Consider the following 25,816-nt stretch of genomic DNA (forward strand, 5'->3'; position numbering starts at 1 on the left):
CCAACCATCGGCGCATGACCCTGCAGGACTACCGCCGCAAGCGAAACTTCGCGAAGACCCGCGAACCCGCGCCGGACGATTCCGCCCTCGGCGGCGGCCGCGCCATCTTCGTGGTGCAGCTGCACCACGCCTCACGCCGGCACTTCGATTTTCGCCTCCAGGTGGGCGACGTGCTGCGTAGCTGGGCGGTGCCCAAGGGGCCAAGCTACGACCCCAGGGTGAAACGGCTGGCGGTGGAAGTGGAAGACCATCCCGTGTCCTATGCCAGCTTCGAAGGCGACATCGAGGAAGGATACGGGAAGGGACACGTCGACCTGTTCGATCGTGGCGTATGGGCTACGCGAGGCGACGCCGAGGCACAGATCCGCAAGGGCCATCTCACCTTCGAACTGTTCGGCAAGCGGCTCAAGGGCGAGTGGCACCTCGTGCGTGGCGCGAAGAAGGAGCGGCAGCCCGCGTGGTTCCTGATCAAGGCGGACGATGCCTACGCGGGCGACGTGGAAGCGGACGACCTGCTGGACGCGAAGATGCGCGAAAGCACACGCCGCGCGGCGACGACACTCGGCCTGCGCGCGGCGGCGAAGAAATCCACGTCGCGCAGGAAAGCGCCACCGAAGGCACGCAAGGTGTCGGCCGCCACGCTTGCCAAGGCGGTGGCCGCGCTGGATGGCGCCCGCAAGGCACGAGCCAGCGCCGACTTCTTCGCGCCGCAGCTCGCCCGTCTTCGCGAGTCACCGCCACAGGGCGACGGCTGGTTGCACGAGGTGAAGTGGGATGGTTACCGCATCCTCACGGGCGTGGCCAAGGGCAAGGCGATGCTCTGGTCGCGCAACGCCCTGCCCTGGAACGATCGCCTTCCGGAAATCGTCGCGGCCATCGAAAGCCTCGGCCTGGACAGCCTGCGGCTGGACGGCGAACTGATCGCGATCGATGCGCGGGGGCGCAGCGATTTCAACGCCCTGCAACGCACCTTGTCGGGCGAAGCGCAGGCACCACTGGTGTACATGCTGTTCGACCTGCCCTACCTGGAGGGTTACGACCTCACCCGCGTGCCGTTGTCCCAACGCAAGGCACTGCTCGAACGCCTGCTCGCGCACGCACCCGCGCACCTCGCCTATAGCGGACACCAGGTCGGCCACGGCGACGACGTGTTCGCCATGGCGATGGAACAGAAGCTGGAGGGCATCATCTCCAAGCGCGCGGATGGCGGTTATCACGCCGGGCGCGGTGACGACTGGCAGAAGATCAAGCGGCTCGAAAGCGATGAATTCGCCGTGGTCGGTTACACGCCGGCGAAAGGTTCCCGCCTGGTCTTCGGGTCGCTGCTGCTGGCCCGTCCGGATGCCGAAGGCGGCTGGACCTATGTCGGCCGTGTCGGCACCGGCTTCACGGACGAAATGCTGCGCGCGCTCGGCGAAACGCTGGCGAAGGGTGGAACGAAGGAGCCGATGGTGAAGATCGTGCAGGTCGATCCTACCCTGCGCGGTGCGCTCTGGGTGCCACCGACGGCGGTCGCGGAGGTCTATTACCGTGGCATCGGCAACCAGAACCTGCTGCGCCAGCCTAGCCTGAAGGCGTTGCGCGTCGACAAGTCGCCGGCGGACCTGCGCGATTCCGACCGCGCCGCGCCGGCGCCCGCGAAGAAGAAGGCGAAGGCCAGGGGAGCTCCGGCCAGGGCGAGCGCCGATGCGATCGTCATCACCCATCCCGATCGCGTGGTCTTCCCAGACGATGGAATCACCAAGCAGGACGTGGTGGATTACTACCGGACCGTCATGCCCTGGATGCTTCCGGCGATCGCCGACCGGCCCACCTCGACCATCCGTTGCCCGGGCGGCATCGGTTCGCCCTGTTTCTTCCAGAAGCACGTGATGGCCGGCCTCGAGCACGTGGGTACGGCGAAACTGAAAGAGGAAACGGGTGCGCAGGCGGTGTACCTGTATCCGCGTGACGAGGCGGGCATGATCGAACTCGTCCAGTTCGGCGCGGTGGAATTCCACCCATGGGGCTCCCACGTGGACTCGCCCGACCTGGCCGACCGCGTGGTGTTCGACCTCGATCCCGGCGACGACGTGGACTGGCGGCGAGTGGTCGCGGCGGCGCGCATGGTGCGGGGATTCCTCGATGAACTCGGACTGGTCTCCTTCTTGCGCACCACCGGCGGCAAGGGACTCCATGTGGTCGTTCCGCTCAATCCCGGCGCCGATTGGGACACCGTGAAGACGTTCGCCCGTGGCTTCGCGGAAGCGATGGCGGCGCTGCATCCGCTGGAATTCGTGGCGACCGCGACCAAGCGCTTCCGGCGCGGGAAGATCTACGTGGACTACCTGCGCAACGGGCGCGGCGCCACGGCGGTGGCCTCGTATTCCCTGCGATCACGCCCGGGGGCGCCGGTGGCGGTTCCCTTGCGCTGGGAGGAATTGGGCCGAGTCAGATCCGGCAACGCGTTCGACCTTCGCAACGTACCGAAGCGCCTGGCGCGGTTGAAGAAGGATCCCTGGGACGGGATGGACAAGGTCCGCCAGGACCTGGCCTCGGTGAACGAGAAGCTGGGTGCCTGACCCTCCGCGCGCTGTAGACTCGGCATCCCACCCCCACCTGCCCGTCCATGTTCGCAAAACTCCCCGTCTTCCTGCGCGTCCCCCTTGCCTGCATCTTGCTGTTCGTCAGCACGGTATGCCACGTGCTGCCGCTGTTCGTCGTGACGGGGTTGCGCCTGATCGTCCCGCTGGCCTCGCTGCGCCGCTCCATCGGTGCCGTGCTGGTGTGGATCGCGGAAAGCTGGCTGGGATTCAACGGCTGGCTGTTCGGCGCGTTCACGCGTACGCGCTGGCAGGTGGAAGGCATCGAGAACCTCGGCCGGCGTGAGAATTATCTGGTGGTGTGCAACCACCAAAGCTGGGTCGACATCCCCGCGTTGCAGAAGATCTTCAACCGCCGGATTCCGTTCATGCGCTTTTTCCTGAAGAGCGAACTCATCTGGGTGCCCTTGCTCGGGCCGGCATGGTGGGCCCTCGATTTCCCGTTCATGAAGCGCCATTCGCGGCAGCAACTCGAAGCGCGGCCGGAACTGCGCGGCAAGGACCGCGAAGCCACCCGCCGCGCCTGCGAGAAATTCCGGCACCTGCCGGTATCGATCATGAACTTCACTGAAGGCACCCGGTTCACCCCGGCCAAGCACGACGCGCAGAAATCGCCGTACACCCACCTCCTTCGTCCGAAGGCCGGTGGCGTGGCCTTCGTGATCGACGCCATGGGCGACGCGATCCGCCAGGTGCTCGATGTCACCATCGTGTACCCCGGCGGCCCGAGCACCATGATGGACATGATCGCCGGCCGGATCCGCGAGATCCGCATCCATGTTCGCCGCCTGCCGATCCTGCCGTCGCTGCGTGGCGACTATGAAAACGACGACGCGTTCCGCGAACGCTTCCAGGCCTGGGTGAACCAGCTATGGGCCGAGAAAGACGCGCGCATCGCGGCCATGCTGGCAAAGCCCCTGTAAACAGGCTTACCGCTTGGCTTCCTGGGCGAGTTTCTCGTCCAGCCGTTGACGACCGGCTTCCGCGTACGCCGCGCACGTCTTCCCCTCGCCCTGCGAAGGATGCGGCGTGATCAGCATGTCGCAAGGCAACGCAGCGACGCGATCGAAGGTCTTGCGATACTCCGCCACATACGAAGGATGGTCGCTGTAGCGATAGCCATCGGCGGAGAAGGCGAACAGGCTGTCGACATAGGCGATGGTCTTGCAGGCCGTGCCCTCGCACGATGTCCATGTCCACGCCGTACCGCCGGGTGTGTGCCCGGGCGTGATGTGTGCGGTCAACGCAAGCTTGCCCATGCGTACCACCGTGCCATCGTCGACATCACCGATGGCATCCACCTTCGCGTACAACGGCGCTTCGCCGTGCTGCGGATCGGTCGCGTCGTCACCGCCGAGCCCCATCTCTTTCGCGCCGGCGGCCGTGGCGCGTACCGTCGCCCCGCTGTCCTTCGCGAACTGCGCGATACCGCCGGCGTGGTCGAAGTGCGCATGCGAGTTGAGGACGAGCTTGACGTCCTCCACGCGAAAACCGAGCTTGCGGATGTTCGCCTCGATGAGCGGCACGTTGTCGGCCATCGGCACGTCAATCAGCACGTGACCCTGGGGCGATGTGACGAGGATGGACGAGAGGCCCTTGGTGCCGACGTAATAGGTGTTGCCGTAGATCTTGTGCGGCGCCACGGGTGTGGTCCAGTCCCCGTTGTCCGCCGCGACGGCGGGCAAGGCGGCGAGGGTGGTGAGGGTGGTGAGGGCGAGCAGGGTGCGACGCATGTGGAGTTCCCCTTGAAAGACGGGAGGCAGGATAAATGCGGGCACGGGGCGACAGCGAGTCGATATCGGGGCGAAGTGCGGGCGTGTGGCGGAGCTTTCACCGCTGAAGCGGCTCCCACAAGGGACTGATGGCCTTGGGGGACCGATGACCTCGGGGGACTGATGGCCTCAGGGACTGATGGCCTCGGGGGATTGATGGCCTCAGGGGGAAGAGGGCCTCCGGCGCGTGCGCGCGCGCCAGAAGAGGAATCCGGTCACCAGCAGGAACATCGGAAGCAGGCCGGTGAAGCAGGCGACCACGCGCCAGGTCGTGCCGCCCACGGCCGCCGAGTGAATCGGGAACAACGCGTCGGCGAGACGGCCGCCCGGGCCGAGCTTCGTCGCGTCCACGCCCCCGATCACGGCCGCCGTGCCAGGGTCCATCCATAACGAACTGCGTCCGGCCAGGTTCCACTCACCGGGACGGCGGATGCGCAGCACCACGCTGCCGTTGTCTTTCGATGGCAGGGTCAGGCGGGTGAGTTGCGCTTCCGGCGCCGCGGCCTGCGCGGCCTGGAGCACGGCCACCCAATCGATCGGTGTCCGCGTGGGCAGCAGTTTGGGTGGCTTCGCCGGTGCGGGCTCGCCGAATGCCGCGGTGAGTCCGCTACGCACGGCGCCCCGATAGGCCATGGTCGTCCCCGTGCCGATCATCACGATCAGCAAGGGCAACGCGGCGACGCCGACCAAACGGTGGAAGCTCGCCCAGCGCAAGACCGGCGGATTCGCATGGGGCTTCAGGTGCTTCAGCGCACGCCGGCGCCCGGGCCAGTAAAGCCACACGCCGGAAAACAGCATGAACAATCCCGTGCAGGCGACGAGGCCGAGCACGGTCTCGCCCACTTCGCCGGTCAACAGGTGCGTATGCCAGTCGAGCAGGAGAAGCAGACTGTCTCCGGACTTGCTCCGGCGCAACAGCAGCTCGCCCGTGCTCGCGTCGAAATAGCTGCGGTTGCCGCCGCGTTCCTGTGCTTCCCACACCGGCAGTTCCGCATCGGGCAGCGATAGCCCGCGCAACCCCTTCCCCTCGGGCGACGAGAGGATCGCCTGCAACGACCTGCCTTGTGTCGCGAGATCCGGCAAGGGGCGCGACGCCAGCTCGGGATGTCCCGCGGCGAACAGCGGCTGCTCGAACAACAGCACGCTTCCCGAGAGCGTCACCAGCGCCAGCAGCACCCCGAGGCTGAGCCCGAGCCACAAGTGCAGGGTCTTCAACGTGGAGCGAAAGCGGCGCGGCGAGGGCGTCATGTCAGAAGTCCACCGATGCCTGCACGAAGTACGTGCGCGGCAGGCCGACGTAGATACCGTCGTTGTTATCGGTCGAGCGCGTGAAGTAGCGCTTGTCCGTGAGGTTCTTCACACCCACGCCCAGGCGGAGGTTCGATGCCGACGGGCCGAAGGCGTACTCGGCGCGGGCGTTCCAGGTCGTCCAGCCGGGGATGTCGCCGAGGTCGCCTTCGGGCGAGGGCTCGGTGATGTATTCCGTGGGGTTCGCGGGATCGAAGCTCGGCGAACCCGGCGAATGCTGTTTCGACTGGGCGAACGCGTCGAGGTTGAACGTCCACTGCGCGATGCCGTAGCGCAAGCCGAGATTGGCCGTGCGCCGCGAGTAGAACGGCAAGTCGCGGCCTTCGAACGAGCCGTGCTTGTAGAACGCATGGGTGTACGTGGCCGTACCCCATAACGTGAGGCCGTCCAGCGCGTCGCTGAAGGCGCCCAGGTCGACGTGCGCCGCGGATTCGACGCCCTTGTGCGTCGTCGCGCCGAGGCTGGTCCAGCCCTCGTACGAGTCCGGCACGTTCGGCAGCTTGCCGACCAGTTGCAGCTCGTGGTCGAAGTTGATCCGGAACAGCGAGATCTCTCCGCCCCACGCCTTCGTGTCGTAGCGCGTGCCGATCTCGTACGTGCGCGCCGTCTCGGGTTTCAGTCCGGCGGCGAACTGGTTGTTCGAATCCTTCTGCCCGATCTGGAAGTACTGCAACGAACCGAACGAGGTTTCCGCGTTCGCGTAGAGCTTCAACGCGTCACTCAGGTGGTAGATGACGTTGAGCGATGGCAACGGCTTTGAATAGTCTTTCGTCCGCTCCGTCGGCCCCCTGACAATCACCGTCGCGCTCGGATGTGCCTGCCATTCGCTGTCGATGCGTTCGTAGCGGATACCCGGCGTGATCGTCCAGTTTCCCGCGTTGATGGTGTCGTCGACGTACAGCGCATGCGCTTCGTTGCTGCCGGTGTTGTTGCCGGACAGCACATAAGGGCCGCCATAGGGGAAGCTGTCGTACGGGGTGTAAGAGAGGTTGGAGATGTAGCGGTTGTTGCGCAGGGTGCGCTCGTGCATCGCCTCGCTGGTGTAGCGGTAGCCGACGCCGATCTCATGGGTGACCTGGCCCCAGTCGAACAGCTGCGAATAGCGCGGCTCGGTGGAGAACACGTGGTAGTTGCGCGGATAGGCGATGAGCTGGTGCGTATAGCTGCCGTTCGCGTTCCGCGTGATCGTCTCGATGTGGCTGCCGCGGAAGCTGTCCGAATAGTACGTCTGCACTTCGAAGCTACGGCGGTCGTCGACGTGGCTGTACTTCAGCACGTAATCCGTGCGGCGGCCGTGGAAATCGTCGAACGGGCGGCGGGACTGGAACGGGTCCGCGTCGTAGTCGGCCTGGTTCAGGCCACCAGGCATGCCGGCCTGGCCGTCGTAGTGATGGATGCTGCCGGTGAGTGTGTCCTCGGGAGAGAAGGCGTACTTCGCCTTGAGCATCACGTCGTCGATGCTCTCGTTGTCCTCGTGCTCGCGGAACCCCGGGCCATGCAGGCCGTTGTAGAGCAGGGCGAGCCCGAGCCCGTTGTCCATCGTGCCGCCCACGAAGGCGTTGGTGTTGGTGCGAATGCCCCCGTGCTCGCCGCCCTGCATCTGCACGCCGGCGCTTCCGCCGAAGGCCTGCGGAATGTCGCGTGTCACGAAGTTGATGATGCCGCCCACGTTCTGCGGCCCGTAGCGCACCGACCCGCCACCGCGGACCACATCGACCGCCTGCAGGTTGCCGAGGCCGACCGGCGCCATGGACACCTGGGGCTGGCCGTACGGCGCCACGGCGATGGGCACGCCGTCGAGCAGGATGGTGGAGCGTGGCGAAAGACGCGAGGTGAGTCCCCGCACGCCCACGTTGAGCGATACGTCGCTGCCGCCCGTGCCGTTGCTTTCCTGCACCTGCACGCCGGGAATACGGCGCAGGGCGTCACGCAGGTTCACCGCGCCGGCTTCGCGCAATTCCTCGCGGCGCACCACCGTGCGGGCGCCGGGGTGGTTCGCCACCGTGTTGCTGGCCGCTTCTCCCAACCAGTTGCCGACCACCTTGACGCCTTCCAGATCGGTGGACGGCGCGGGTGGCGGGGCTTCCTGGCCTGCCGCGGCATGCGCGGCAAAGGCGCTCGCGAGCGCCAGGGCGAGGGTGGTGGGACGGAAATGCATGAGGCGGCCTTGCTAAGAGCGAAAGGCCGCCATCGTAAGTGCGAATGATTATCAGAGCAATCAACGCTCAGCTTGGCCAGCGGTTGTGCAGGATGCACTGGACGAAATCGGTGCGCTGGAACCCGGGCTCCTTGTACGCCATGACGTCGGCCTTGACGTTGCCAAACGTGGTCTCCGGCTTGGCGCGGACGCCGTTGTAGAAGGCGTCGACGATGCCCGTCTTGAAGGACGGCCCCCGAGGATGGACTTCGGCGACCTTCTCGCGATCGGCGCTCCGGACGGTTTCGAAGCCGAGTCCGAGCACGTCCATTTCCACGCCGGCCGTCAGCAGGGCGATCTCGGGCCTCATGTGCTGCGGGATACCGGGGGTGGTGTGCAGGGCGATCGAGGCCCAGACCACGTCGATATCGTCCTGCGCGATGCCCTTGCTGGCCAGGAACGCCCGCGCGGCGTTGGCACCGTCCACCTCGAAGCGTTCCGCCTTGCTCGCATGGGCGGGCATGAGGCCCATGTCGTGGAACATCGCGGCGGCGTAGAGCAGTTCCGGGTCGTAGGCGAGTCCCTTGGCCTTGCCGGTCAAGGCGCCGAACAGGAACACGCGGCGCGAGTGGTGATAGAGCAGGTCGGTCTCGGTGTCGCGGACCCGTTCGGTGATCTCGCGTGCCAGGGCGCTGTCGGGAACGGCGATGCCGGCGATGGTGGTCATGGCGGGAAGCCTCGTGGGGTGGGAGACCATTGCACCGTGCGCCGGACCCGTCATGATTTGACGTGATGTATCAAATACGGACATATTGCATGCCATGCGGTCGTCATCCCTGACCATCGTCATCCTTGCCCCCGCCGGCGTGCAGATGCTGGACGTCGCGGGCCCGGCGGACGTCTTCGCGGAGGCCAACCGCCAGACGGGCCGCGAGGTATACCGGGTGATCACCGTCGGCATGGCGCCGCTGGCCGTTGCCGCCTCGTCCGGACTGCGCTTCCTGCCCGACCGCAGCGTGCTCGACGAGATCGACGACCTCGACACCTTGCTCGTCGCCGGCTCGCCCGACCTGCCGCGCGCCGCCGTCGACCTGACGGCGGTGGCATGGATGCGGCGCCACAGCGAAAGGGCCCGCCGCTATGGCTCGATCTGCAGCGGTGCGCTGCTGTTCGCCCGTACCGGCCTGCTCGACGGGCGCCGCGTGACCACGCACTGGCGCGTGGCGGCCATGCTCGCCGGGCGACATCCATCGCTGGAGGTCGCGGCGGATGCCTTCGTCGTTCGCGACGGCCCGGTATGCACGGCGGCCGGTGTAACGGCCGGCATGGATCTCGCGGTGGCCCTGGTCGAGGAAGATCTCGGGCGGGATATCGCCATGGCGGTGGCGGCCGAACTGGTCGTGTTCTACCGGCGGCCCGGCGGGCAGATGCAATTCAGCCGACATGGCGACGCGGCGCCTGCGGGACGCGGCGCCTTGCAGGAACTGCAACGCTACGTGGTGGCCCATCCCGCCGAAGACCATTCGGTGGCGTCCATGGCGGCGCGCGTCGGCATGAGCGCCCGGCATTTCGCGCGCATCTTCCAGCATGAAGTGGGCATGACGCCGGCCACCTTCGTCGAGGCGATGCGGGTGGAGGCGGCACGCCGCCTGCTGGAGCATGGCCATGAAAGCCCGAAGCGGGTGGCTGCGCGCTGCGGCTATGCCGACGTCAACGGCTTGCGCCGCGCCTTCATGCGCCGGGTCGGGGTCACCCCGGCCGAATACCGCAAGCGCCACGCGCACGTACGGGCTTGACCCCTCCCGGCGAAACTCATGTCAGGAGCCAACCGACGAGGACCTCTCGTCGATCGCTCGCTCGGACACCTGGCTCAGAGCTCGATGATGCCCCTGCGCAGGGCGATGGCGACGGCGTGCGTGCGATCGTTCGCCTGCAATTTGGCCAGGATGCTCTTCATGTGCGCCTTCACCGTTTCCTCGGCGATGCCGAGGGCCGCGGCGACATCGCGATTGGCCTCGCCACGGGCGACGTGCGTGAGCACCTGGGTTTCGCGCGGGGTGAGTTCGTCGTCATCCGCGTGGCCCGCCATTTCCTGCGCGATTTCCTCCGGAACGCGGCGCTTGCCTTCCATGATCTGGCGGATGGTGACCAGCATGTCCTTGCGCAGTTCGCTCTTCAGCAGGTAGCCCTGCGCGCCAGCGCGGAATGCGCGCAGCGCCTGGACATCGCCCCGGTAGGTCGTGAGCACGAGGATGCGGGCGTCGGGGAATTCGGCGCGGATCGCCTCGATGGCGGCGATCCCGCCGATGCCGGGCATCTGCAGGTCCATCAGGGTAAGGTCCGGGCGATGCGTGCGATAGCGTTCGATGGCTTCCTCGCCCGAACTCGCCTCGGCCACCAGTTCCAGCCCCTCCTGCCCCTCGATCACGGCGGCGATGCCTTCGCGCAGCAGGGGATGGTCGTCGACTGTCAGGATGCGGATGGACGGCATGGTCGGCTCGCGGGAAACTCGGAAACGGCGAGTATCGCGCAATGTCACGGCGCGCCGCATGTAAAGACGAACCCTCCACCTCATCCTTGCGAGCATCGTTCCCATGGCGACCCAACGCGCTCGAAGCAAGACCCCCACGCGGGGCGATGTCCGCACCGGCATGGGTGGCTGGACCTTTCCACCCTGGCGCGGCGTGTTCTATCCCGAGGGACTCGTTCAGAAGCGCGAACTGGAATACGCGAGCCGCCAGGTGCGGGCCATCGAGATCAATGGCACCTACTACCGCTCGCCCGACGCCTCCACCTACGAGAAATGGGCGGCCGAAACCCCGGAAGGCTTCGTGTTCTCGGTGAAGGCGCCACGGCATATCGTGCAGACCAAGGCGCTCGCGTCCACCGGCGAGCGGATCGGCCGCTTTCTCGACGGTGCGGTCGCCCTGGGCGACCGGCTCGGCCCCTTGCTCTGGCAGTTCCTGCCCACGCGAAAGTTCGATGCCGACGATATCGCCGGCTTCCTCGACCTGCTGCCCGGGAAGCATGCTGGCGTGGCCCTTCGCCACGCCGTGGAAGTGCGCCACGACAGCTTCATGGACGAGCGCTGGCTGGAACTCGCGCGCGAACGTGGCGTGGCGACGGTGTTCACCGACTCTCCGAAATATCCGTCCTTCGCCGACCTGACCGGCCCCTTCGTCTATGCACGATTGATGCGCAGCGTATCGAGCGAAACGAACGGCTATCGGGCGAAGGATCTGACGGCCTGGGCAGAGCGCGCGACGACCTGGGCAGCGGGAGGAGACCCGGCCGACCTGCCGCATGTGGGACCGGCCGCTTCCAGGGCGACCGCGCGGGATATCTTCATCTATTTCATCTCGGCCGCCAAGGAACGGAACCCCGCGGCCGCGGTCGCACTCGGTAAGCTGACCGACAGCGCATAATCGCCCATCCCCAGACCGGACGAACCATGGACCGTCTCATCCAGAACCACCTGATCGACCTTTTTGCCGAGCATGGCGTCGAACTCGAAGCCGACGAAGACTGGCTGCTTACCGAAGGCGAGGATTTCCCCGCCATTCGCGGCATCTGGCACGAGGGCGCCGACGGTGGGATGGGCCGCCTCGACATCGATATCGTGCTCGACGAGGAGCGCACCATCGAGGAAAGCTTCGGCGGCATCGGCGCCGGCAAGGCGGGATGCCGCGACGCCCTGGACGGTTTCGCACGTAACGATTTCCATGTCGTGCTGGCGGCCTGCTGGCACAAGGTGAACGCGAAGAAGCTCGCTGTCCGCGAGCTGGTCGCCGGCCTGCACCGGTTCACCCTCTACATCGGCGACTTCACGCTGCGCGGCGAGAAAGACGCGCCGATGGAGATCCCGGAAGATGGTCTTTCGGCGCTGGAAGCGGCTATCGCCACGGCACCGCTCACGGCGGACGTGCATTGGATACGCGTGTTCTACGGCAACGTCGGCGACGGCAAGACCCAGGTCGAGGTGCTGCTCGACAACGAACCCTGGGCCGCGGGCCACAAGGCCATCGCATCGGTGGACTGGCCGCAGCACGAGCGCTACTACAGCCTGCGCAACTTCATCGCGCTGGTGCCGATGGACTGAGGGTCCAGTCCTCGGGTTTCATGATCGCGAAAAGACCGTCGCGCATCGTGCGACGGCCGAGGCGCAACACCTCGGCATCGCGCGAGAACACCACCGCAGCACCCACGGCGGCGGCCAGTTCGAGGAACTTCTGGTCGTCGGGATCGCGGCAGCGTGGCAAGGGCATCGCCACCAGCGGTGGCGAAAGCAAGGTCACCGTGGCGTCGAACCGGGCGATGGCTGCCGCGATGCCCGCCTCGTCCAGTTTCAACACCGGGTAGCGCAGCACCGCGAGCCACTCGTCGCGGCAGTCGGCACGCGTCACCGCTTCGACGTCGCCAGACGCCATCGCGGCGACAAGCCGATCCGCGCGCGGATCGGCGAAGACGAAGGCGTCCAGGCACACGTTGGTATCGAGGACGACCCTCACGAAGACCGGCTCAGGCCGCCGTACGGCGGGCCAGCTCCGCGTGCTGCTCCGCGACGATCGCGTAGGAACGCTTGCGCGCCTCGTGATCGAAGATCTGCGCGGTGATGATCAACTCGTCGGCACCGGTGCGTTCGATGAACGCGGCAAGGCCTTCGCGCACCGTTCCGGGAGAGCCGACCACGGCACACGACAAGGCGTGGTCCACCTGAGCCTTCTCCATCGGCGTCCACACGCCCTCCATCGAATTCACCGGCGGCGGCAACTGGCCCGGCGCGCCACGGCGCAGGTTCCAGAAGGCCTGCTGTTGTGACGTGAACAGGCGGCGCGCTTCCTCGTCGGTGTCGGCCGCGACCACGTTGATGCCGAGCATGGCGTAGGGCTTGTCCAGCACGTCGGACGGCTTGAACATCGTGCGATACACCTCCAGCGCCTTCATCATCAGGTCCGGCGCGAAGTGCGAGGCGAAGGCGAACGGCAGGCCCAGTTCGGCGGCAAGGCGTGCGCTGAACAAGCTGGAGCCGAGCAGCCAGATCGGCACGTTGGTGTCCATGCCAGGCACCGCGCGCACCGTCTGGCCCGGCTGTTGTGGCCCGAGGAAGAATTGCAGTTCCTGCACGTCGTCCGGGAAGCGGTCGTCGCTGGGGCCGAGCGAACGGCGCAGCGCGCGGGCCGTGCCCTGGTCGGTGCCCGGCGCCCGTCCCAGGCCCAGGTCGATGCGGCCCGGATACAGCGAGGCCAGGGTGCCGAACTGCTCGGCGATCACCAGGGGCGCATGGTTCGGCAGCATGATGCCGCCTGAGCCGACACGGATCGTGCTGGTCCCCTCGGCGATGTACCCGATGACCACCGACGTCGCCGCGCTGGCGATACCCGTCATGTTGTGGTGCTCGGCGAGCCAGTACCGGTGGAAGCCGAGGGCCTCCGCGTGGCGGGCCAGGTCGCGCGAGTTGCGCAACGATTCGCCGGGCGTCGATCCACGGGGAACGGGGGAAAGGTCGAGCACCGAGAACGGGATCATTCGGGAATACCTCGCAAGGGGGAGGCGGCATGGCACCGCCGATCCGTCCCACATGGGCGCAGGGGTTGGGTTTGCAACCCTGCAAGGCGCCTCCGCGGAAACAATCCGTTCCGGAAAGCGATGCTCCATGGCGGATGCGTCGGAGGAAAATACACCCATCCACTCATCCAGTCCGGTATTCCCGGGGGAGCACGACATGATCGACGTCCGCCGCTTCACCAGTCTTGGCGGTGCCAACCACGGCTGGCTCGACGCCAAGCACCACTTCTCGTTCGCCTCGTACCACGATCCCAAGCGCATGGGCTGGGGCGCGCTGCGGGTCTGGAACGACGACACCATCGCCGCCGGCACGGGCTTCCCGCCGCACCCGCATTCGGACATGGAAATCATCACCTATGTTCGCGAGGGTGCCATCACCCATGAGGACAGCCTGGGCAACAAGGGCCGTACCGAAGCGGGCGACGTGCAGGTGATGAGCGCAGGGACCGGCATTCGCCACGCCGAGTACAACGCCGAGCCCGACGCCACCCGGATCTTCCAGATCTGGATCATTCCGGACGGCGAGCGCGAAGCACCGGCATGGGGTACCCGTCCGTTCCCGAAGGGCGAACGCTCGGGCCGTTTCGTGACCCTGGCCAGCGGCATCGCCGGCGATGAAGACGCGTTGCCGATCCGTACCGACGCCCGCGTGCTGGGCGCCAGCGTGAAAGCGGGCGAGACCGTGGAATACGCGCTCGCTCCCGGCCGCTACGCCTATATGGTTCCGGCGGCCGGCTCGGTCGAGATCAACGGCATCGCGCTGGACAAGGGCGATGGCGCCGCGATCCGCGATGAAACGGCGCTGCGCATCACCGCCACCAGCGATGCGGAACTGGTGCTCGTCGACACCGCCGCGTGATGAAGCGAGGGGTATGCTGTGGGTCATGACGACCCACGGCACACCCTATCTCGACAATCCCATCCTCGACACCGACAGCTACAAGGCCAGCCACTGGCTGCAATATCCGCCAGGCACCGATGCCACGTTCTTCTATGTGGAATCGCGCGGCGGCACCTATGAAAGCACGGTGTTCTTCGGTCTCCAGGCCGTCCTGAAGGCGCGCCTCGGCCGTCCCGTCACGCACGCCGACGTCGACGAGGCGCGCGACTTCTTCGCCGCCCACGGCGAACCCTTCAACGAAGAAGGCTGGCGCTACATCGTCGACACGCACGGCGGCCGCCTTCCGGTGCGCGTGCGCGCCGTTTCCGAAGGCAGCGTGGTGCCGACGCACCAGGCGCTGGTCACGATCGAATCCACGGACCCGAAGGCGTTCTGGCTGCCTTCGTACCTGGAAACGCTGCTGCTGCGCCTCTGGTACCCCGTGACGGTCGCGACGATCAGCTGGCAGGCCCGGCGGACGATCCTGCACTACCTGGAACGCACCTCCGACGATCCGACCGGCCAGATTCCCTTCAAGCTGCACGACTTCGGCGCCCGCGGCGTATCGAGCGCGGAATCCGCCGGCCTCGGCGGCATGGCCCATCTGGTCAACTTCCTCGGTACCGATACCGTCTCGGGCGTGCTCGCCGCGCGCACGTACTACGGCGAGGCGATGGCCGGCTATTCGATTCCCGCCGCCGAGCACAGCACGATCACCAGTTGGGGCAAGGAGCACGAGGTCGACGCCTATCGCAACATGCTTCGCCGCTTCGCGCGTCCCGGATCGCTCGTGGCGGTGGTGTCGGATAGTTATGACATCTACCACGCCATCGTCGAGCACTGGGGCAAGACGCTGCGCGACGAAGTCATCGCCTCGGGCGCCACCGTCGTCGTGCGGCCGGATTCAGGCGACCCGGTGGAAGTGGTGCACCGTTGCGTGAGCCTGTTGAACGAAGCTTTCGGCAGCACCTCGAACGGCAAGGGCTACCGCGTGCTCAACCATGTCCGCGTGATCCAGGGCGATGGCGTGAACCCGGAGAGCATCCGCGCCATCCTCGAGCGCATCACCGCCGCCGGTTACGCCGCCGACAACCTCGCCTTCGGCATGGGTGGCGCGCTCTTGCAGAAACTCACCCGCGACACCCAGAAGTTCGCGCTGAAATGCTCGGCCGCGCGCATCGATGGCACGTGGCGCGACGTATGGAAGGACCCGGTCACCGACCAGGGCAAGCTGTCCAAGCGCGGACGGATGACCCTCCTGCGCCATCGCGAATACGGCAGCTACCGCACCGTGCCGCTACCCGATGACGCCATATCGCTCCCGGCCGATGCGATCGAACCCGGTTGGGAAGAAGTCATGCAGACGGTGTGGGAAAACGGCGAGCTGAAACGCGAATGGTCGTTCGCCGAAGTGCGGGAAAGGGCTGCCGCGGGCCGCTGACGGAACCGCCTTTGCCTTTGTGGGAGCCGCTTCAGCGGCGATGGGGCTTGCCTCACTCTGGCCCGCTGCCGCGGGATCGCCGACAAGGTCGGCTCCCCCCACAAAGGTCGGCTCCCACAGGTTGGCTCCCACAAAGGTTGGCTTTCACCAGGGCGAGTTTCACCAGGCCGGGGCTCCGCCAGGGTCGGCTTTCATCAGGCCCGGGCTGCACCGGGGTCGGCTTACACCGGATCTGAAAAAAAAAGTTCTTCGCGGAAGTCCGGGGAGCGCGGTAGGCGGAGCCGTCGACCGCCACCCTCGTCGCTCCGGTTGCGCCGTCGCTCGGGAAAGGAAGCCGCTGCGCGGCCATGTCTGATGGCTGGCGCCCCGTCGCGCCCGCAGGGATCGTGTGGCACAAGCCATGCCCGCGACCTGGGTAGATGCCGCTCCGTGTCAGCCCCACCGCACCCGGGTGGGAGCGTCGCTTTTCCCACCAACCCACCTCAGGGTCGAGAGAGCTGCCGGGCGCCACCCTCGGCGCGACATTAGGAGCCGAGGACGGGCGGGTGGAGAAGGCCCGCGGGGGCCGGCCATGGATGGCCGGCCGTTTCCGCTGAGCCAGGAAGGCGAATCGGAAACCCCCGCCCGACCGTCCGAGCCCGCAGGGGCGCAGCCATCAAACACGGCCGCGCCAGCGGCATCCTTGCCCAAGGGACGGCGACTACCGTCGCGCCGAGGGTGGCGCCCGGCAGCTCCCCCGCCACGCACACGGCGAATGCGAGGGCGAAGCCGAGCCCGCACCAGGCGAGCCCCTGAAATGCGTGAAGAACCAAAAAAACATGGCCCTCACGCTCACGCGGAGGGCCATGGCGACCGTCCCTTGGTCTGGTGGCCGTGGCCACCCGAACGCGGCCCGGCGAAGCCGGCGCGGCGTTACCGCCGATGAAGGGGGGGATCGATCCTGGCGCTAGGGACGGACGGCATCCTGCCGTCGGATCGGTCATCGGCGATTCGTTCGCCCTGCCCGACAGCCGGGCGGGGCACGGACCTAATGTTGCGTAGGTCGACCGACGACGGATATAGGAGGATTCTTAAAATTAGTGCCTATTTGCCTCGGGAAGCCTCAGCGAACCCTTACGTTCAGGCTGGGATGCGGGTCTCGCGCCGCTGTTCATGGCGCGGACGCTCCGGGCGAACGGGGCTCGGGGGCGCTTTCGGAGCCGGTTGCGGCACGCTCACGCCGCGGCTGGCGAGACTCCGCAAGGCAGCGCAGTCGGAGGATCCGTAGTCGCGTTTTCCTGGCTCTCGATGCATGGCCGTCTCCTGCTTTATCTTTCCGCCCGGACCGACAGGTTGAGCGGAAAAGAGGAAATTTCTGGTGGCACGGCCGTGAATGTTTCGTGACACGCCTTCACGCGATCGGGGCCCGAATTTTCGTTAAGGCTGCGTCGAAGCCTCCGGACGATGTCCGGGCATGCGCTGGATCAGTTCGGTGGCGAGCTTTTCGTAGTCTTCGTCGAAATGGTGCGAGCCCGGCTTCTTGTACACGGTGACGAAGGCCGGCAGCCGGCGATCGGTGCAGCCGCTGTCGTCGGCATCCTCGGCACCGTAGTAGCAGGCCATGGGTGGACGCCCGCCGAGGGCGGCGATGGGCGGAATGGCGTCGGTGTGCACCACCGGATTCAGCCATTGCAGGAAGTTGTGCGTGTGCGTGGTCCACCAGCCCTGCTGCATGTAACCCTCGAGCTCGATCTCGAAGTTCACGTCGCGGCTGGCCGAGAGCAGGACGAGCTGACTGAGCTTGTCACGATTGTCCGGGCGCAGCTTGCCGACGATCGTCGGCAGCACGTCGGCGCCGAACGAGTAGCCGACCAGCAGCACGCGATGCTTGTTCCATTGGCGGGTGTAGCGATCGAGCAGGCCATCCAGGTCGTGCGCCGATTCATCCGGTGAGCGGTAACGCCAGAAATACTTGAACGTGCTCACCCCCGCGACAGGAATGCCGCGCTGCGTGAACACGGCGCCGAGGCGCTGGTCGAGATCCCACCAGCCGCCGTCACCGGAATAGATCACCACCAGGAGGTCTTCCTCGCCGGCCGGCGCCGCCTTCAGCGCGGGAAGCTCCACGGTGGACTTCTCCATCGAGGCGCGCGTCCACGGATGCCAGGCGAGCAAGGCCAGCACAAGCAAGGCGGCGATGCCGATCAGGACGTAACGGATCGTCTTCTTCAGGGAACGCTTCACCGGCGCACGACTCCGCCGATGCCGCCCGAAATCAGGCTGGCGACGTTGGCGAGCGCCAGCGGCAGGGCGATGCCGCCGGGAACGGCGATGTAGCGCGGCTCCCACTCGGGATCGAACTTGTCCTTGTAGCGGTGCAGCCCGCGGAAGTTGTAGAAGCGCTCGCCACGACCGAACACCATGGCGCCGAAGCGGCTCCACAACGGTGCCGTGCGGCGGTTTTGCAGGCCCGACAAGGGAGCCATGCCGAGGTTGAACCAGCGATAGCCTTCGGCTTTCGCCCAGACCATCAGTTCGATGAACAGGAAATCCATGATGCCGGAGGGGCCTTCGGGCAGGTGGCGCATGAGGTCGACGGAGGCTTCTTCCTTCGTCGCGGTAACGAAAATGTTGGCGAAGGCCATGAGCTCGTCGCCCTGCCAGACCACCGCCATGGGCGTGCGCGCGAGGTAGCGCTCGTCGAACAGGCCCAGCGAGAAGCGCTTCTCGCGAACCTTCTTGTCGCGCATCCATGCATCGGAAACGGATTTCAGTTTCGGCATCAGGGCCGGCACGGCCTCGGCGGGGACGATCTCCATGCGCAGGCCATCGCGCGACAGCTTGTTCACCGTTCCGCGCAGGGTCTTCTTCGACTTGCCGTCGAGATTGAAGCTTTCCAGCCGGACACGCGCCTCTTCGCCGATCTTGAGCAGGTTCATGCCCACGTCGAGGTAGAGGTCGAGGTCGGCCGGACGCACCTGGTAGAAGATCGGCCAGCCACCGGCACGCTCGCAGTTCTCCCGGAACGACCAGACCAGTTCCCGGCGGGCCGCCTCGTCGGTGCCGACGGGGTCGCCCATGGCCACCCAGCTGCGCCCTTCGATGTCATACATGATGAAGGCCTGGTCACCCGGGGCGAACATCAGCATCTTGTCGCCGACCAGGGCGAGATGCGCCTGCGCGGAATCGAAATTCTTCAACAGCGGCTCCGCCCGGGCCAGGTCCGCCTCTCCCGGATAGGCGCGCCGCGGACGTGCCGGCCGGATCAGGTTGGCGAGGGCGACCAGCATCACCACCGCCGTCGCACCCACCAGCGCGCGCAGGGCTCGCGGCGCGCCACCGTGGTGGAAGCTGAATTCCCACCACAGGTTGTTGCTGTATTCGACGTGCTTGAAGCTGAAGAACACCAGCCACGTGGAACAGGCCAGCACGGCGCCGATCGCCAGCACCCAGCCGGGAGAGAAGCTGGCGCGGAACAACGAAGCGCGCCGGTAGAAGTGCCGGTGCGCGGGCGCCAGGGCGAGGGCGAGCAGGGAAAGCAGGGTCGCTTCCTCGTAGTCGATGCCCTTGAGCAGCGACAGGATGGCGCCAAGGATCAGCAACACCAGCGTCAGCACGTAGGCGGCATCCAGCCGCCTTTGCAGGCCACGGGCCAGGATCAGCAGCAGCATGCCCACCACGCTGGAGAGGAAGTGCGATACCTCCACCAGCGGCAAGGGCACGAAACCACGCAGGATCTCCATGCGCCCCGGAATCGCCAGGGTGGCGCCGGAGAACAGCAGCACGGCGCCGCAGACCAGGGTCAACCCGGCGAAGAACGGCGGCAGCAGGCTGCTGAACCACGGCGTGACCATGGCGGCATGGCGCAGCGCGCGGATCTCCCGCCAGATGACCATCACCGTCGCCACGCACAGCGGCAACAGGTAGTACACGAGGCGGAAGGCGGCGAGCGAGCCAAGGATGGGTGCCTCCAGGCCGTGGTCGCCGGTGGCGCCGAAGCCGGCCAGCATCACCGCCTCGAACACGCCCAGGCCGCCCGGCACGTGGCTGATCAGCCCCGCCATCTGCGCCACCACGAAGATCGCCAGGAAGTGGCCGAAGCCACCCGAAATGGCCTGGGGCATCAGCACGTAGAGCACGCCGGCGGCGAGCCCCCAATCGAGCGCGCCGGTCAGGATCTGCCGCGCGGCCACGGCGGGAGTCGGCGTGTTGACCGCCCAGCGCCACACGCGCACCGGCCGGCGCACGGCCACCGCGACGCCGAGCCAGGCCAGCGGCACCAGCACCAGCACGATCGCCAGCGGGATACGCAGGCCGGAAAGCGGTATGTCGGGCGGAATCGGCACCAGCAGCAAGGTGACGCCGGTGAGCGCGGCGAGGCCGAGCCAGAAGCTCAGGGTCGTGTACAGCACCACCCGCGCCACGTCGCCGGTACTGAGCCCTGCCTGGACGTAGAACCGGTAACGGATGGAACCGGATACCAGCAGGGACATGCCCAGCGCGTTCGAGAACGCATAGCTGATGAAGGAAATCAGGCCCACCCTCCGGGCCGGCAACCGCCGGCCGATGCTGGCCAGGCCGAACCAGTCGTAGAGGGTCATGACGACATAGCCGGCCGCGGTCAGCAGCATCGCCAGCGCGATATCGCTGTTGGGCAACGCGTGCACGTAACCGGCGATCTGCCGGTAGGTGACCTCGCTGGCCATGGCGTGGAGGGCCCACAGCGCCAGGCAAAGCAGGACCACGGACAGCACGGGGCCGCCCGCGCGACGCAGCAGGGTCACATAGAGTGCGCGCTTGGCCAAAGGCTGATCTGTCGTCGGGAGCTCCGCCCTCGTTTCGTGCTCCACTTGCGCGCTGACTCCAATGGTCGTTCGGTGGTCGTAAGGTCGTGTAGGTTGCCACAGAGCGCGCGGGGACGGCAGGGCGTGCTGCTCGCGTGAACGGCCGGCCAACGGTTCCGGCGGTGAAAGGTTCCGCTAAGGTTGGGGAAAGCTCGACGTAAGCGCGAATTCTTACCCTGCGAGACATGCCGCGCCCGTCCCCGGAGCCGGATCTGTTTCGTGAGGCTCCATGCGTCCTGATTCCCCGGCCCCCGGCGCCCTGCGCCAGCGTTTCCGGCCGCTCCTGTGGTTCGGCGTCCTCTTTGTCGGCGTGGCCTTCCTGGTCCGCCTGATCCTGCTGGTGAAAACCCGCCACGAGGTTCCGCCGGACCTGGGCCAGTGGCTGTACCTGTTCCTGGTCGGCCTGGGTTACGACCTGGTCACCTACATCTATTTCGCCTGGCCCCTGCTGCTGGCGCTATGGCTGCTGCCGCGACGGGCCTACCTGTCACGCTGGGGACACCGCATCTTCCTCGGCCTGTGCTTCGTGCTGGCGTTCGCCGTGCTCTACCTCGGGGCGGCGGAGCTGGTGTTCTGGGGCGAGTTCAGCGCACGCTTCAACTTCATCGCCGTGGACTACCTGGTCTATACCCACGAGGTGGTCGGCAACATCCGCGAGTCGTACCCGATCGGTACCTGGTCGGCCCTGCTCATCCTGGGCACCGTGCTGGTGATCTTCTTCAGCCGTCGCGTCCTGGCAGCGCGTGACGACGGTTCGCGATTCCTCGGCCGCAGCGCCGTGGTGGGCGTGTGGTTGCTGCTCACCGTCGCGGTGAGCTTCGCCGTCGACGGCTCCATGAAGGACCGTTCGAGCAACAACTACGTGAACGAACTGGCCGGCAATGGCATCTATCAGTTCTTCGCCGCGTTCCGCGACAACGAGCTGGACTATGCGAAGTACTATCCGACGCTTCCCAAGGACGAGGCCTTCGCCAACCTGCGCACGTTGTTGAAGACGCCCGAAGCGACCTTCACCAGCGACGACCCGATGGATATCACGCGCACCATCGCGGCGAGCGGACCGGAGAAGAAGCTCAACATCGTCCTCATCAGCGTCGAAAGCCTGTCCGGCGATTACGTCGAAGGACTCGACGTAAGCAAGCACAAGCACCTGATGCCGAACCTCGACGCGCTGGCGTCGAAGAGCCTGTTCTTCACCCAGCTCTATGCGAACGGCACGCGTACCGTGCGCGGCCTGGAGGCGTTGTCGCTTTCGGTACCGCCGACGCCGGGCGAATCCATCGTGAAGCGTCCGAACAACGAGGGCCTCTGGTCACTGGCCGATGTGTTCAACGCGAAGGGCTACGAGTCCGAGTTCCTGTATGGCGGCTACGGCTACTTCGACAACATGGACCACTTCTTCGCGAGCAACGGTTATACCGCCGTGGACCGCGGCGCCATCGACGACAAGGACATTCACGCGGAGAACGTCTGGGGCGTGGCCGACGAGGATCTCTACACCCTCGTGATGAAGCGCATGGACGATGCGTACGCGAAGGGCAAGCCGTTCTTCGGCCACGTGATGACGACTTCGAACCACCGTCCGTTCACCTTCCCCGAAGGCCGGGTGAAGCTGCCGCAGGGTTCACGCCGCGCCGCCGTGCAATACACCGACTGGGCGATCGCCGATTTCCTCAAGCGTGCCTCGACCAAGCCCTGGTTCGACGACACGATCTTCGTGATCACGGCGGACCATTGCGCGACCAGCGCCGGCAAGACGAGCCTGCCCGTCGACCGCTACCACATCCCGCTGTTCATCTACTCGCCCAAGCACGTGGCGCCAGGCCGGGTGGATCGACTGATGAGCCAGATCGACATCCCGCCGACGATCCTGGGCATGCTCAATTTCAGCTATACCTCGCGCTTCTACGGCTACGACATCTTCAAGATCGAACCCGGCCGCGAGCGCGCCTTCCTGAGTACCTACCAGGAACTGGGCTACCTGCATGGCGACCGCCTGACGTCCCTGATCCCGCGCCAGCCGGTGAAGGAAATGATCCCGCAGAAGACCACGGGCGACGCGACGCCGGTCGAGCGGATGGACCCGGTGGATGCGAAGGACGCGGTGACGTACTACCAGACCGCCGCGTACCTGTTCACGAACGGGCTGATGAAGCGGAAGACACTTCCGGCGAACTAGCGGCCGAAGAACATCGAGATCCCCACGCCCGCGACCACGGAGGGTCCGTGGCGACCGATACGGTGAAGCGCGTAGGCGTCGAGTTGCACGCGGTCGCCCACGTCGTAGGCGACGCCGCCGCCGGCCTGCAGTTCGTTGCCGTCCTCCGCGTCGTGGATGGCGTCCGTTTCGACATAGGCGACGAGGTTCTCGCCGAACTTGCGGCCGAACGTCGGTGCCAGGGTCCACGTGTCATGGCCTTTCAGCCGGTCGAGATTCGCGTACAAGGTGTTCTGATGCGTGTCGTCCGGCTTCCACTGCATCGTCGTGCCGAGGCTGACCTGCCGCGCGCCGTTGCCGAAATCCTCGTCGCCATTCGCGAACGTCACTTCGCCCAGCGCGGCCCAACTGAAGGCACCCGCATCGCCCGAGCCTGCGGAAGCCCATTTCAAGGCGACACTGCTATCGCCGTGGCCGACCGCATGGCGGCGCGAACCTTGCCCGCGCTCCTCCAACCGGTTCCAGGCCGAGCCGCCCAGCTGGAATTCGACGGGACCGCCAAGGCCGATGCGGATGAGGCTGTCCGCGGTGTAGGTGCGATCCAGGAAACCGTCCTGGCGCTGGCGCTCGTAGGTCGGCAGGCCTTGTTCCAGCGCCAGCGTGCCCGCCGGAAGCACCGTGGTGGCGAAGCCGGCGCCCGGCCGGTCGAAGTCGGGTGGATCGGCGAAGGCCGGTGCGCCGAGCAAGGCCGAAGCGAGGAAGGCGAGGGCAGGGCGTAGGTTCATGCACCCATTGTGACCGCTGCCGGCGTGGTGGCGTCGTGCACGAGGCAGACGCCACGACGCCGGCCCGTCGTCAGGGCGCTTTCACCACTGGAAAGCTCTCCGCGACCTCGACGGCTGCTTCGCCCGCGATGTCGCTGGCCGAGCGGCCGAGCTTCACCGTGTAACGGCCCGGTGCCACGCGCCAGCGCTTGCCGGCGTCGTCGTAGCGGGCGAGCGCCAGGGGTTCGAGCGGGATATCGACGCGACGGCTGTCGCCCGGCGACAGCTTCACCTTGCTCCAACCGGCGAGCCGGCGCGTCGCCGCGCCGGGCGCCGTCACGTAGATCTGCGGCACATCCGCACCGGCCACCTTGCCCGTGTTCTTCACGGTCACGTGCGCCACGGGATGGCCCGCCGCATCCTTGTCGACCGCGAAATCGCTGTACGCGAAGCGGGTGTAGGTCAGGCCATGGCCGAACGCGAACAGCGGTTCGCGATGCGTCTTCTCGAACCAGCGATAGCCGACGTCGGCGCCTTCGATGTTGTAGTCGACGTTGTCCGCCGGCTTCGCCTTGGAATAGAGCCCGGCCGCTTCGATCGTCGTCCGCGGCAGTTGCGATTCGTCCTTCGGCCAACTCACCGGCAGGCGTCCGGAGGGCGCCGTCACGCCGTAAAGCAGGCGCGCGATGGCTTCGCCGCCACCCGAGCCGGGATACCAGGCTTCCATCACGGCACCGACCTGGCCCAGCCAGGGCATGTTCACCGGGCCATTGGTTTCCAGCACCACGATCGTCTTCGGGTTGGCCTTGGCCACGGCGGCGACCAACGCGTCCTGGTTGTCCGGGAGCGAGAGGTCGGTCCAGTCGAACGATTCAGCCGCCCATTTGGTGACGAAGACGACGGCGACGTCCGCGCTGGCAGCGGCCTTGGCGGCGACCGTGGGATCGGTACCCGGATCGAAGCTCACCTTGCCACCGGCCAGCTTCTGGATGAAGGCGAGCGGCGCCGACGCGTGGTACTTCATCGGACCCGGCCAGGCCTTCGGCTCCAGGCCGGGCACGGGATCGCCCGCCACGTCGGAGACCAGGGACGACCCACCTCCGGCGAGCACGCCCTTGTCGGCGTGGCCGCCGATCACGGCGATCGACTGACCCTTCCGTGCCAGCGGCAGCAAGCCCGCCTCGTTACGCAGCAGCACCGCGCCCGCTTCCAGGGTGTCGCGCGCCACGACGCGGTCGGCTTCGTACGGCACCTTGGTCTTCTTCACCGGCTCGTCGATGACGCCGTGGGCGAAGAGGCTTCGCATCACGCGTTTCACCATGTCGTCCAGCCGCGCCTTCGGGAACTGGCCGGATGCATACGCCTCGCGTAACGGCTTGTCGAAGAACACCTCCTTGTCGAACACCTCGCCCGCCGATTCCTGGTCGAGCCCGGCCATGGCGGCCTTGGCCGCGCTGTGCACGCCGCCCCAATCGGACATGACCCAGCCCTTGAAGCCCCATTCCTGCTTGAGCACCTGGTTGAGCAGCCAGTCGTGTTCACCGGCATAGGTGCCGTTGACACGGTTGTACGAGGACATCACCGAACCGGGGTCGCCCTTGGCGATGGCGAGCTGGAAAGCCAGCAGATCGGATTCGCGCAAGGCGACCGGGTCGATGTCGGCACTCAGCGTATTCCGGCCGGACTCGAGGTCGTTGATGGCGAAATGCTTCACCGTCGCGACCACCTTGCGCTCCTGGATGCCCTTCACCGCGGCACCGACCATCGTGCCGGCCAGCACCGGGTCTTCGCCCGCATATTCGAAGTTACGTCCGTTGCGCGGATCGCGCACCAGGTTCACGCCACCGGAGAGAAGCACGCCATAACCCTTGCCGCGCGCCTCGCCGCCGATCATGCGCCCGCCGGCATGGGCCACGGAAGGATCGAAGCTGGCGGCCGTGGCGAGCCCGGCGGGCAACGAGATCGCGCCCAACTGGTCGTTACCGGGCCGGGCCACGCCAAGACCGGCGTCGGTCTCGTTCAGTACGGGCAAGCCCAGGCGCGGAATGGCGGGAACGTATCCGGCGCCATCGAGGGAATCCGCCGGGTGGGGCAGCTTGTCGTTCTTCTGGCCGAAATCCGAGCGGATCAGCCGGAATTTCTCATCGTCGGTCATCGCCGCCACGATCAGCTCGGCGCGGCGGTCCGGCGACAGCGAGCGATCCATCCACGGCCGCTCGGCCGGAGGGGCGGCCTGCGCGGCGCCGGCGAGGCCGGCGGAGAGGGCAAGGGCGAGGGTGGTGCGGCGCGCGATATCGGGCATGGTCGCGATTCGATCCGGGGGAAACACCAACCATCGCCAAGTAACGCTTTCATCGCAACCCATGCGACCGTCCCGGGTTACCCT

General features: G+C 66.6%; 19 protein-coding genes. 8 read left to right on the forward strand and 11 right to left on the reverse strand.

Going from position 1 to position 25,816, the window contains the following annotated elements:
- Positions 1–14 precede the first annotated feature (14 nt).
- Both ligD and ACR9ZJ_RS00970 read left to right on the forward strand, forming a co-directional pair.
- Complete coding sequence (gene ligD / locus ACR9ZJ_RS00965) at positions 15–2,561, forward strand: DNA ligase D (RefSeq protein WP_481286567.1); 2,547 nt, start codon at positions 15–17, stop codon at positions 2,559–2,561.
- A gap of 47 nt (positions 2,562–2,608) precedes the next feature.
- The gene (locus ACR9ZJ_RS00970; RefSeq protein ID WP_481282142.1) at positions 2,609–3,505 is read left to right on the forward strand and encodes an acyltransferase; all 897 of its coding nucleotides are present in this window, start codon (positions 2,609–2,611) and stop codon (positions 3,503–3,505) included.
- A 6-nt stretch (positions 3,506–3,511) separates the two neighbouring features.
- Here ACR9ZJ_RS00970 and bla read toward each other — a convergent pair whose 3' ends face one another.
- The 4 genes from bla to ACR9ZJ_RS00990 all read right to left on the reverse strand — a co-directional run bounded on the left by bla (position 3,512) and on the right by ACR9ZJ_RS00990 (position 8,526).
- Positions 3,512–4,315 (reverse strand): subclass B3 metallo-beta-lactamase, encoded by an 804-nt coding sequence (gene bla, locus ACR9ZJ_RS00975; protein WP_481286553.1) that lies wholly within the window; start codon positions 4,313–4,315, stop codon positions 3,512–3,514.
- Positions 4,316–4,516: 201 nt separating this feature from the next.
- Positions 4,517–5,602 (reverse strand): PepSY-associated TM helix domain-containing protein, encoded by a 1,086-nt coding sequence (locus ACR9ZJ_RS00980; protein ID WP_481286554.1) that lies wholly within the window; start codon positions 5,600–5,602, stop codon positions 4,517–4,519.
- A 1-nt stretch (position 5,603) separates the two neighbouring features.
- Positions 5,604–7,820, reverse strand: a complete 2,217-nt coding sequence (locus ACR9ZJ_RS00985; RefSeq protein ID WP_481286555.1) for a TonB-dependent receptor family protein — start codon at positions 7,818–7,820, stop codon at positions 5,604–5,606.
- Positions 7,821–7,887: 67 nt separating this feature from the next.
- Positions 7,888–8,526, reverse strand: coding sequence for an HD domain-containing protein (locus ACR9ZJ_RS00990; RefSeq protein ID WP_481286556.1), 639 nt, complete (start codon positions 8,524–8,526; stop codon positions 7,888–7,890).
- 94 nt (positions 8,527–8,620) lie between these two features.
- On the opposite strand from ACR9ZJ_RS00990, the gene ACR9ZJ_RS00995 reads away from it, so the two are divergent.
- Positions 8,621–9,595, forward strand: coding sequence for a GlxA family transcriptional regulator (locus ACR9ZJ_RS00995; RefSeq protein WP_481286557.1), 975 nt, complete (start codon positions 8,621–8,623; stop codon positions 9,593–9,595).
- A gap of 74 nt (positions 9,596–9,669) precedes the next feature.
- Here ACR9ZJ_RS00995 and ACR9ZJ_RS01000 read toward each other — a convergent pair whose 3' ends face one another.
- Entirely contained in the window at positions 9,670–10,290 is a 621-nt protein-coding gene (locus ACR9ZJ_RS01000; RefSeq protein WP_481286558.1) for a response regulator, read from the reverse strand.
- A 103-nt stretch (positions 10,291–10,393) separates the two neighbouring features.
- Between ACR9ZJ_RS01000 and ACR9ZJ_RS01005 the strand changes: the two genes are divergently transcribed.
- Both ACR9ZJ_RS01005 and ACR9ZJ_RS01010 read left to right on the forward strand, forming a co-directional pair.
- Positions 10,394–11,224 (forward strand): DUF72 domain-containing protein, encoded by an 831-nt coding sequence (locus tag ACR9ZJ_RS01005; RefSeq protein WP_481286559.1) that lies wholly within the window; start codon positions 10,394–10,396, stop codon positions 11,222–11,224.
- 26 nt (positions 11,225–11,250) lie between these two features.
- The gene (locus ACR9ZJ_RS01010; protein ID WP_481282134.1) at positions 11,251–11,898 is read left to right on the forward strand and encodes a DUF6348 family protein; all 648 of its coding nucleotides are present in this window, start codon (positions 11,251–11,253) and stop codon (positions 11,896–11,898) included.
- On the opposite strand, the gene ACR9ZJ_RS01015 is transcribed toward ACR9ZJ_RS01010, so the two are convergent.
- Positions 11,873–12,307: a putative toxin-antitoxin system toxin component, PIN family gene (locus ACR9ZJ_RS01015; RefSeq protein WP_481286560.1), complete on the reverse strand. Its 435-nt coding sequence runs from the start codon at positions 12,305–12,307 to the stop codon at positions 11,873–11,875. The genes ACR9ZJ_RS01010 and ACR9ZJ_RS01015 overlap by 26 nt on opposite strands.
- A 10-nt stretch (positions 12,308–12,317) precedes the next feature.
- On the reverse strand, positions 12,318–13,325 hold the full coding sequence (locus ACR9ZJ_RS01020) for an LLM class flavin-dependent oxidoreductase (RefSeq protein WP_481282132.1): 1,008 nt from the start codon (positions 13,323–13,325) through the stop codon (positions 12,318–12,320).
- A 196-nt stretch (positions 13,326–13,521) separates the two neighbouring features.
- Here ACR9ZJ_RS01020 and ACR9ZJ_RS01025 point away from each other — a divergent pair, with 196 nt between their 5' ends.
- Positions 13,522–14,223, forward strand: a complete 702-nt coding sequence (locus tag ACR9ZJ_RS01025; RefSeq protein ID WP_481282131.1) for a pirin family protein — start codon at positions 13,522–13,524, stop codon at positions 14,221–14,223.
- Positions 14,224–14,248: 25 nt separating this feature from the next.
- On the forward strand, positions 14,249–15,685 hold the full coding sequence (locus ACR9ZJ_RS01030; protein ID WP_481282130.1) for a nicotinate phosphoribosyltransferase: 1,437 nt from the start codon (positions 14,249–14,251) through the stop codon (positions 15,683–15,685).
- 1,416 nt (positions 15,686–17,101) lie between these two features.
- Here the strand turns inward: ACR9ZJ_RS01030 and ACR9ZJ_RS01035 are convergent.
- Both ACR9ZJ_RS01035 and mprF read right to left on the reverse strand, forming a co-directional pair.
- Positions 17,102–17,908: an AcvB/VirJ family lysyl-phosphatidylglycerol hydrolase gene (locus ACR9ZJ_RS01035; protein WP_481282129.1), complete on the reverse strand. Its 807-nt coding sequence runs from the start codon at positions 17,906–17,908 to the stop codon at positions 17,102–17,104.
- The gene (gene mprF / locus ACR9ZJ_RS01040) at positions 17,905–20,469 is read right to left on the reverse strand and encodes a bifunctional lysylphosphatidylglycerol flippase/synthetase MprF (RefSeq protein WP_481286561.1); all 2,565 of its coding nucleotides are present in this window, start codon (positions 20,467–20,469) and stop codon (positions 17,905–17,907) included. The genes ACR9ZJ_RS01035 and mprF overlap by 4 nt, the downstream gene beginning before the upstream one ends.
- Before the next feature lie 268 nt (positions 20,470–20,737).
- Between mprF and ACR9ZJ_RS01045 the strand changes: the two genes are divergently transcribed.
- Positions 20,738–22,687, forward strand: a complete 1,950-nt coding sequence (locus tag ACR9ZJ_RS01045; RefSeq protein WP_481286562.1) for an LTA synthase family protein — start codon at positions 20,738–20,740, stop codon at positions 22,685–22,687.
- Here the strand turns inward: ACR9ZJ_RS01045 and ACR9ZJ_RS01050 are convergent.
- Together ACR9ZJ_RS01050 and ACR9ZJ_RS01055 are read right to left on the reverse strand one after the other, a co-directional pair.
- Positions 22,684–23,451 carry a transporter gene (locus ACR9ZJ_RS01050; protein WP_481286563.1) on the reverse strand — a complete coding sequence of 256 codons (768 nt, stop codon included), beginning with the start codon at positions 23,449–23,451 and terminating at the stop codon, positions 22,684–22,686. The genes ACR9ZJ_RS01045 and ACR9ZJ_RS01050 overlap by 4 nt on opposite strands.
- 70 nt (positions 23,452–23,521) lie before the next feature.
- Positions 23,522–25,732 (reverse strand): glycoside hydrolase family 3 C-terminal domain-containing protein, encoded by a 2,211-nt coding sequence (locus ACR9ZJ_RS01055; protein ID WP_481286564.1) that lies wholly within the window; start codon positions 25,730–25,732, stop codon positions 23,522–23,524.
- Positions 25,733–25,816: the final 84 nt, after the last annotated feature.

The sequence above is a fragment of the Luteibacter sp. KNZ12-1A genome (genome assembly GCF_056755675.1).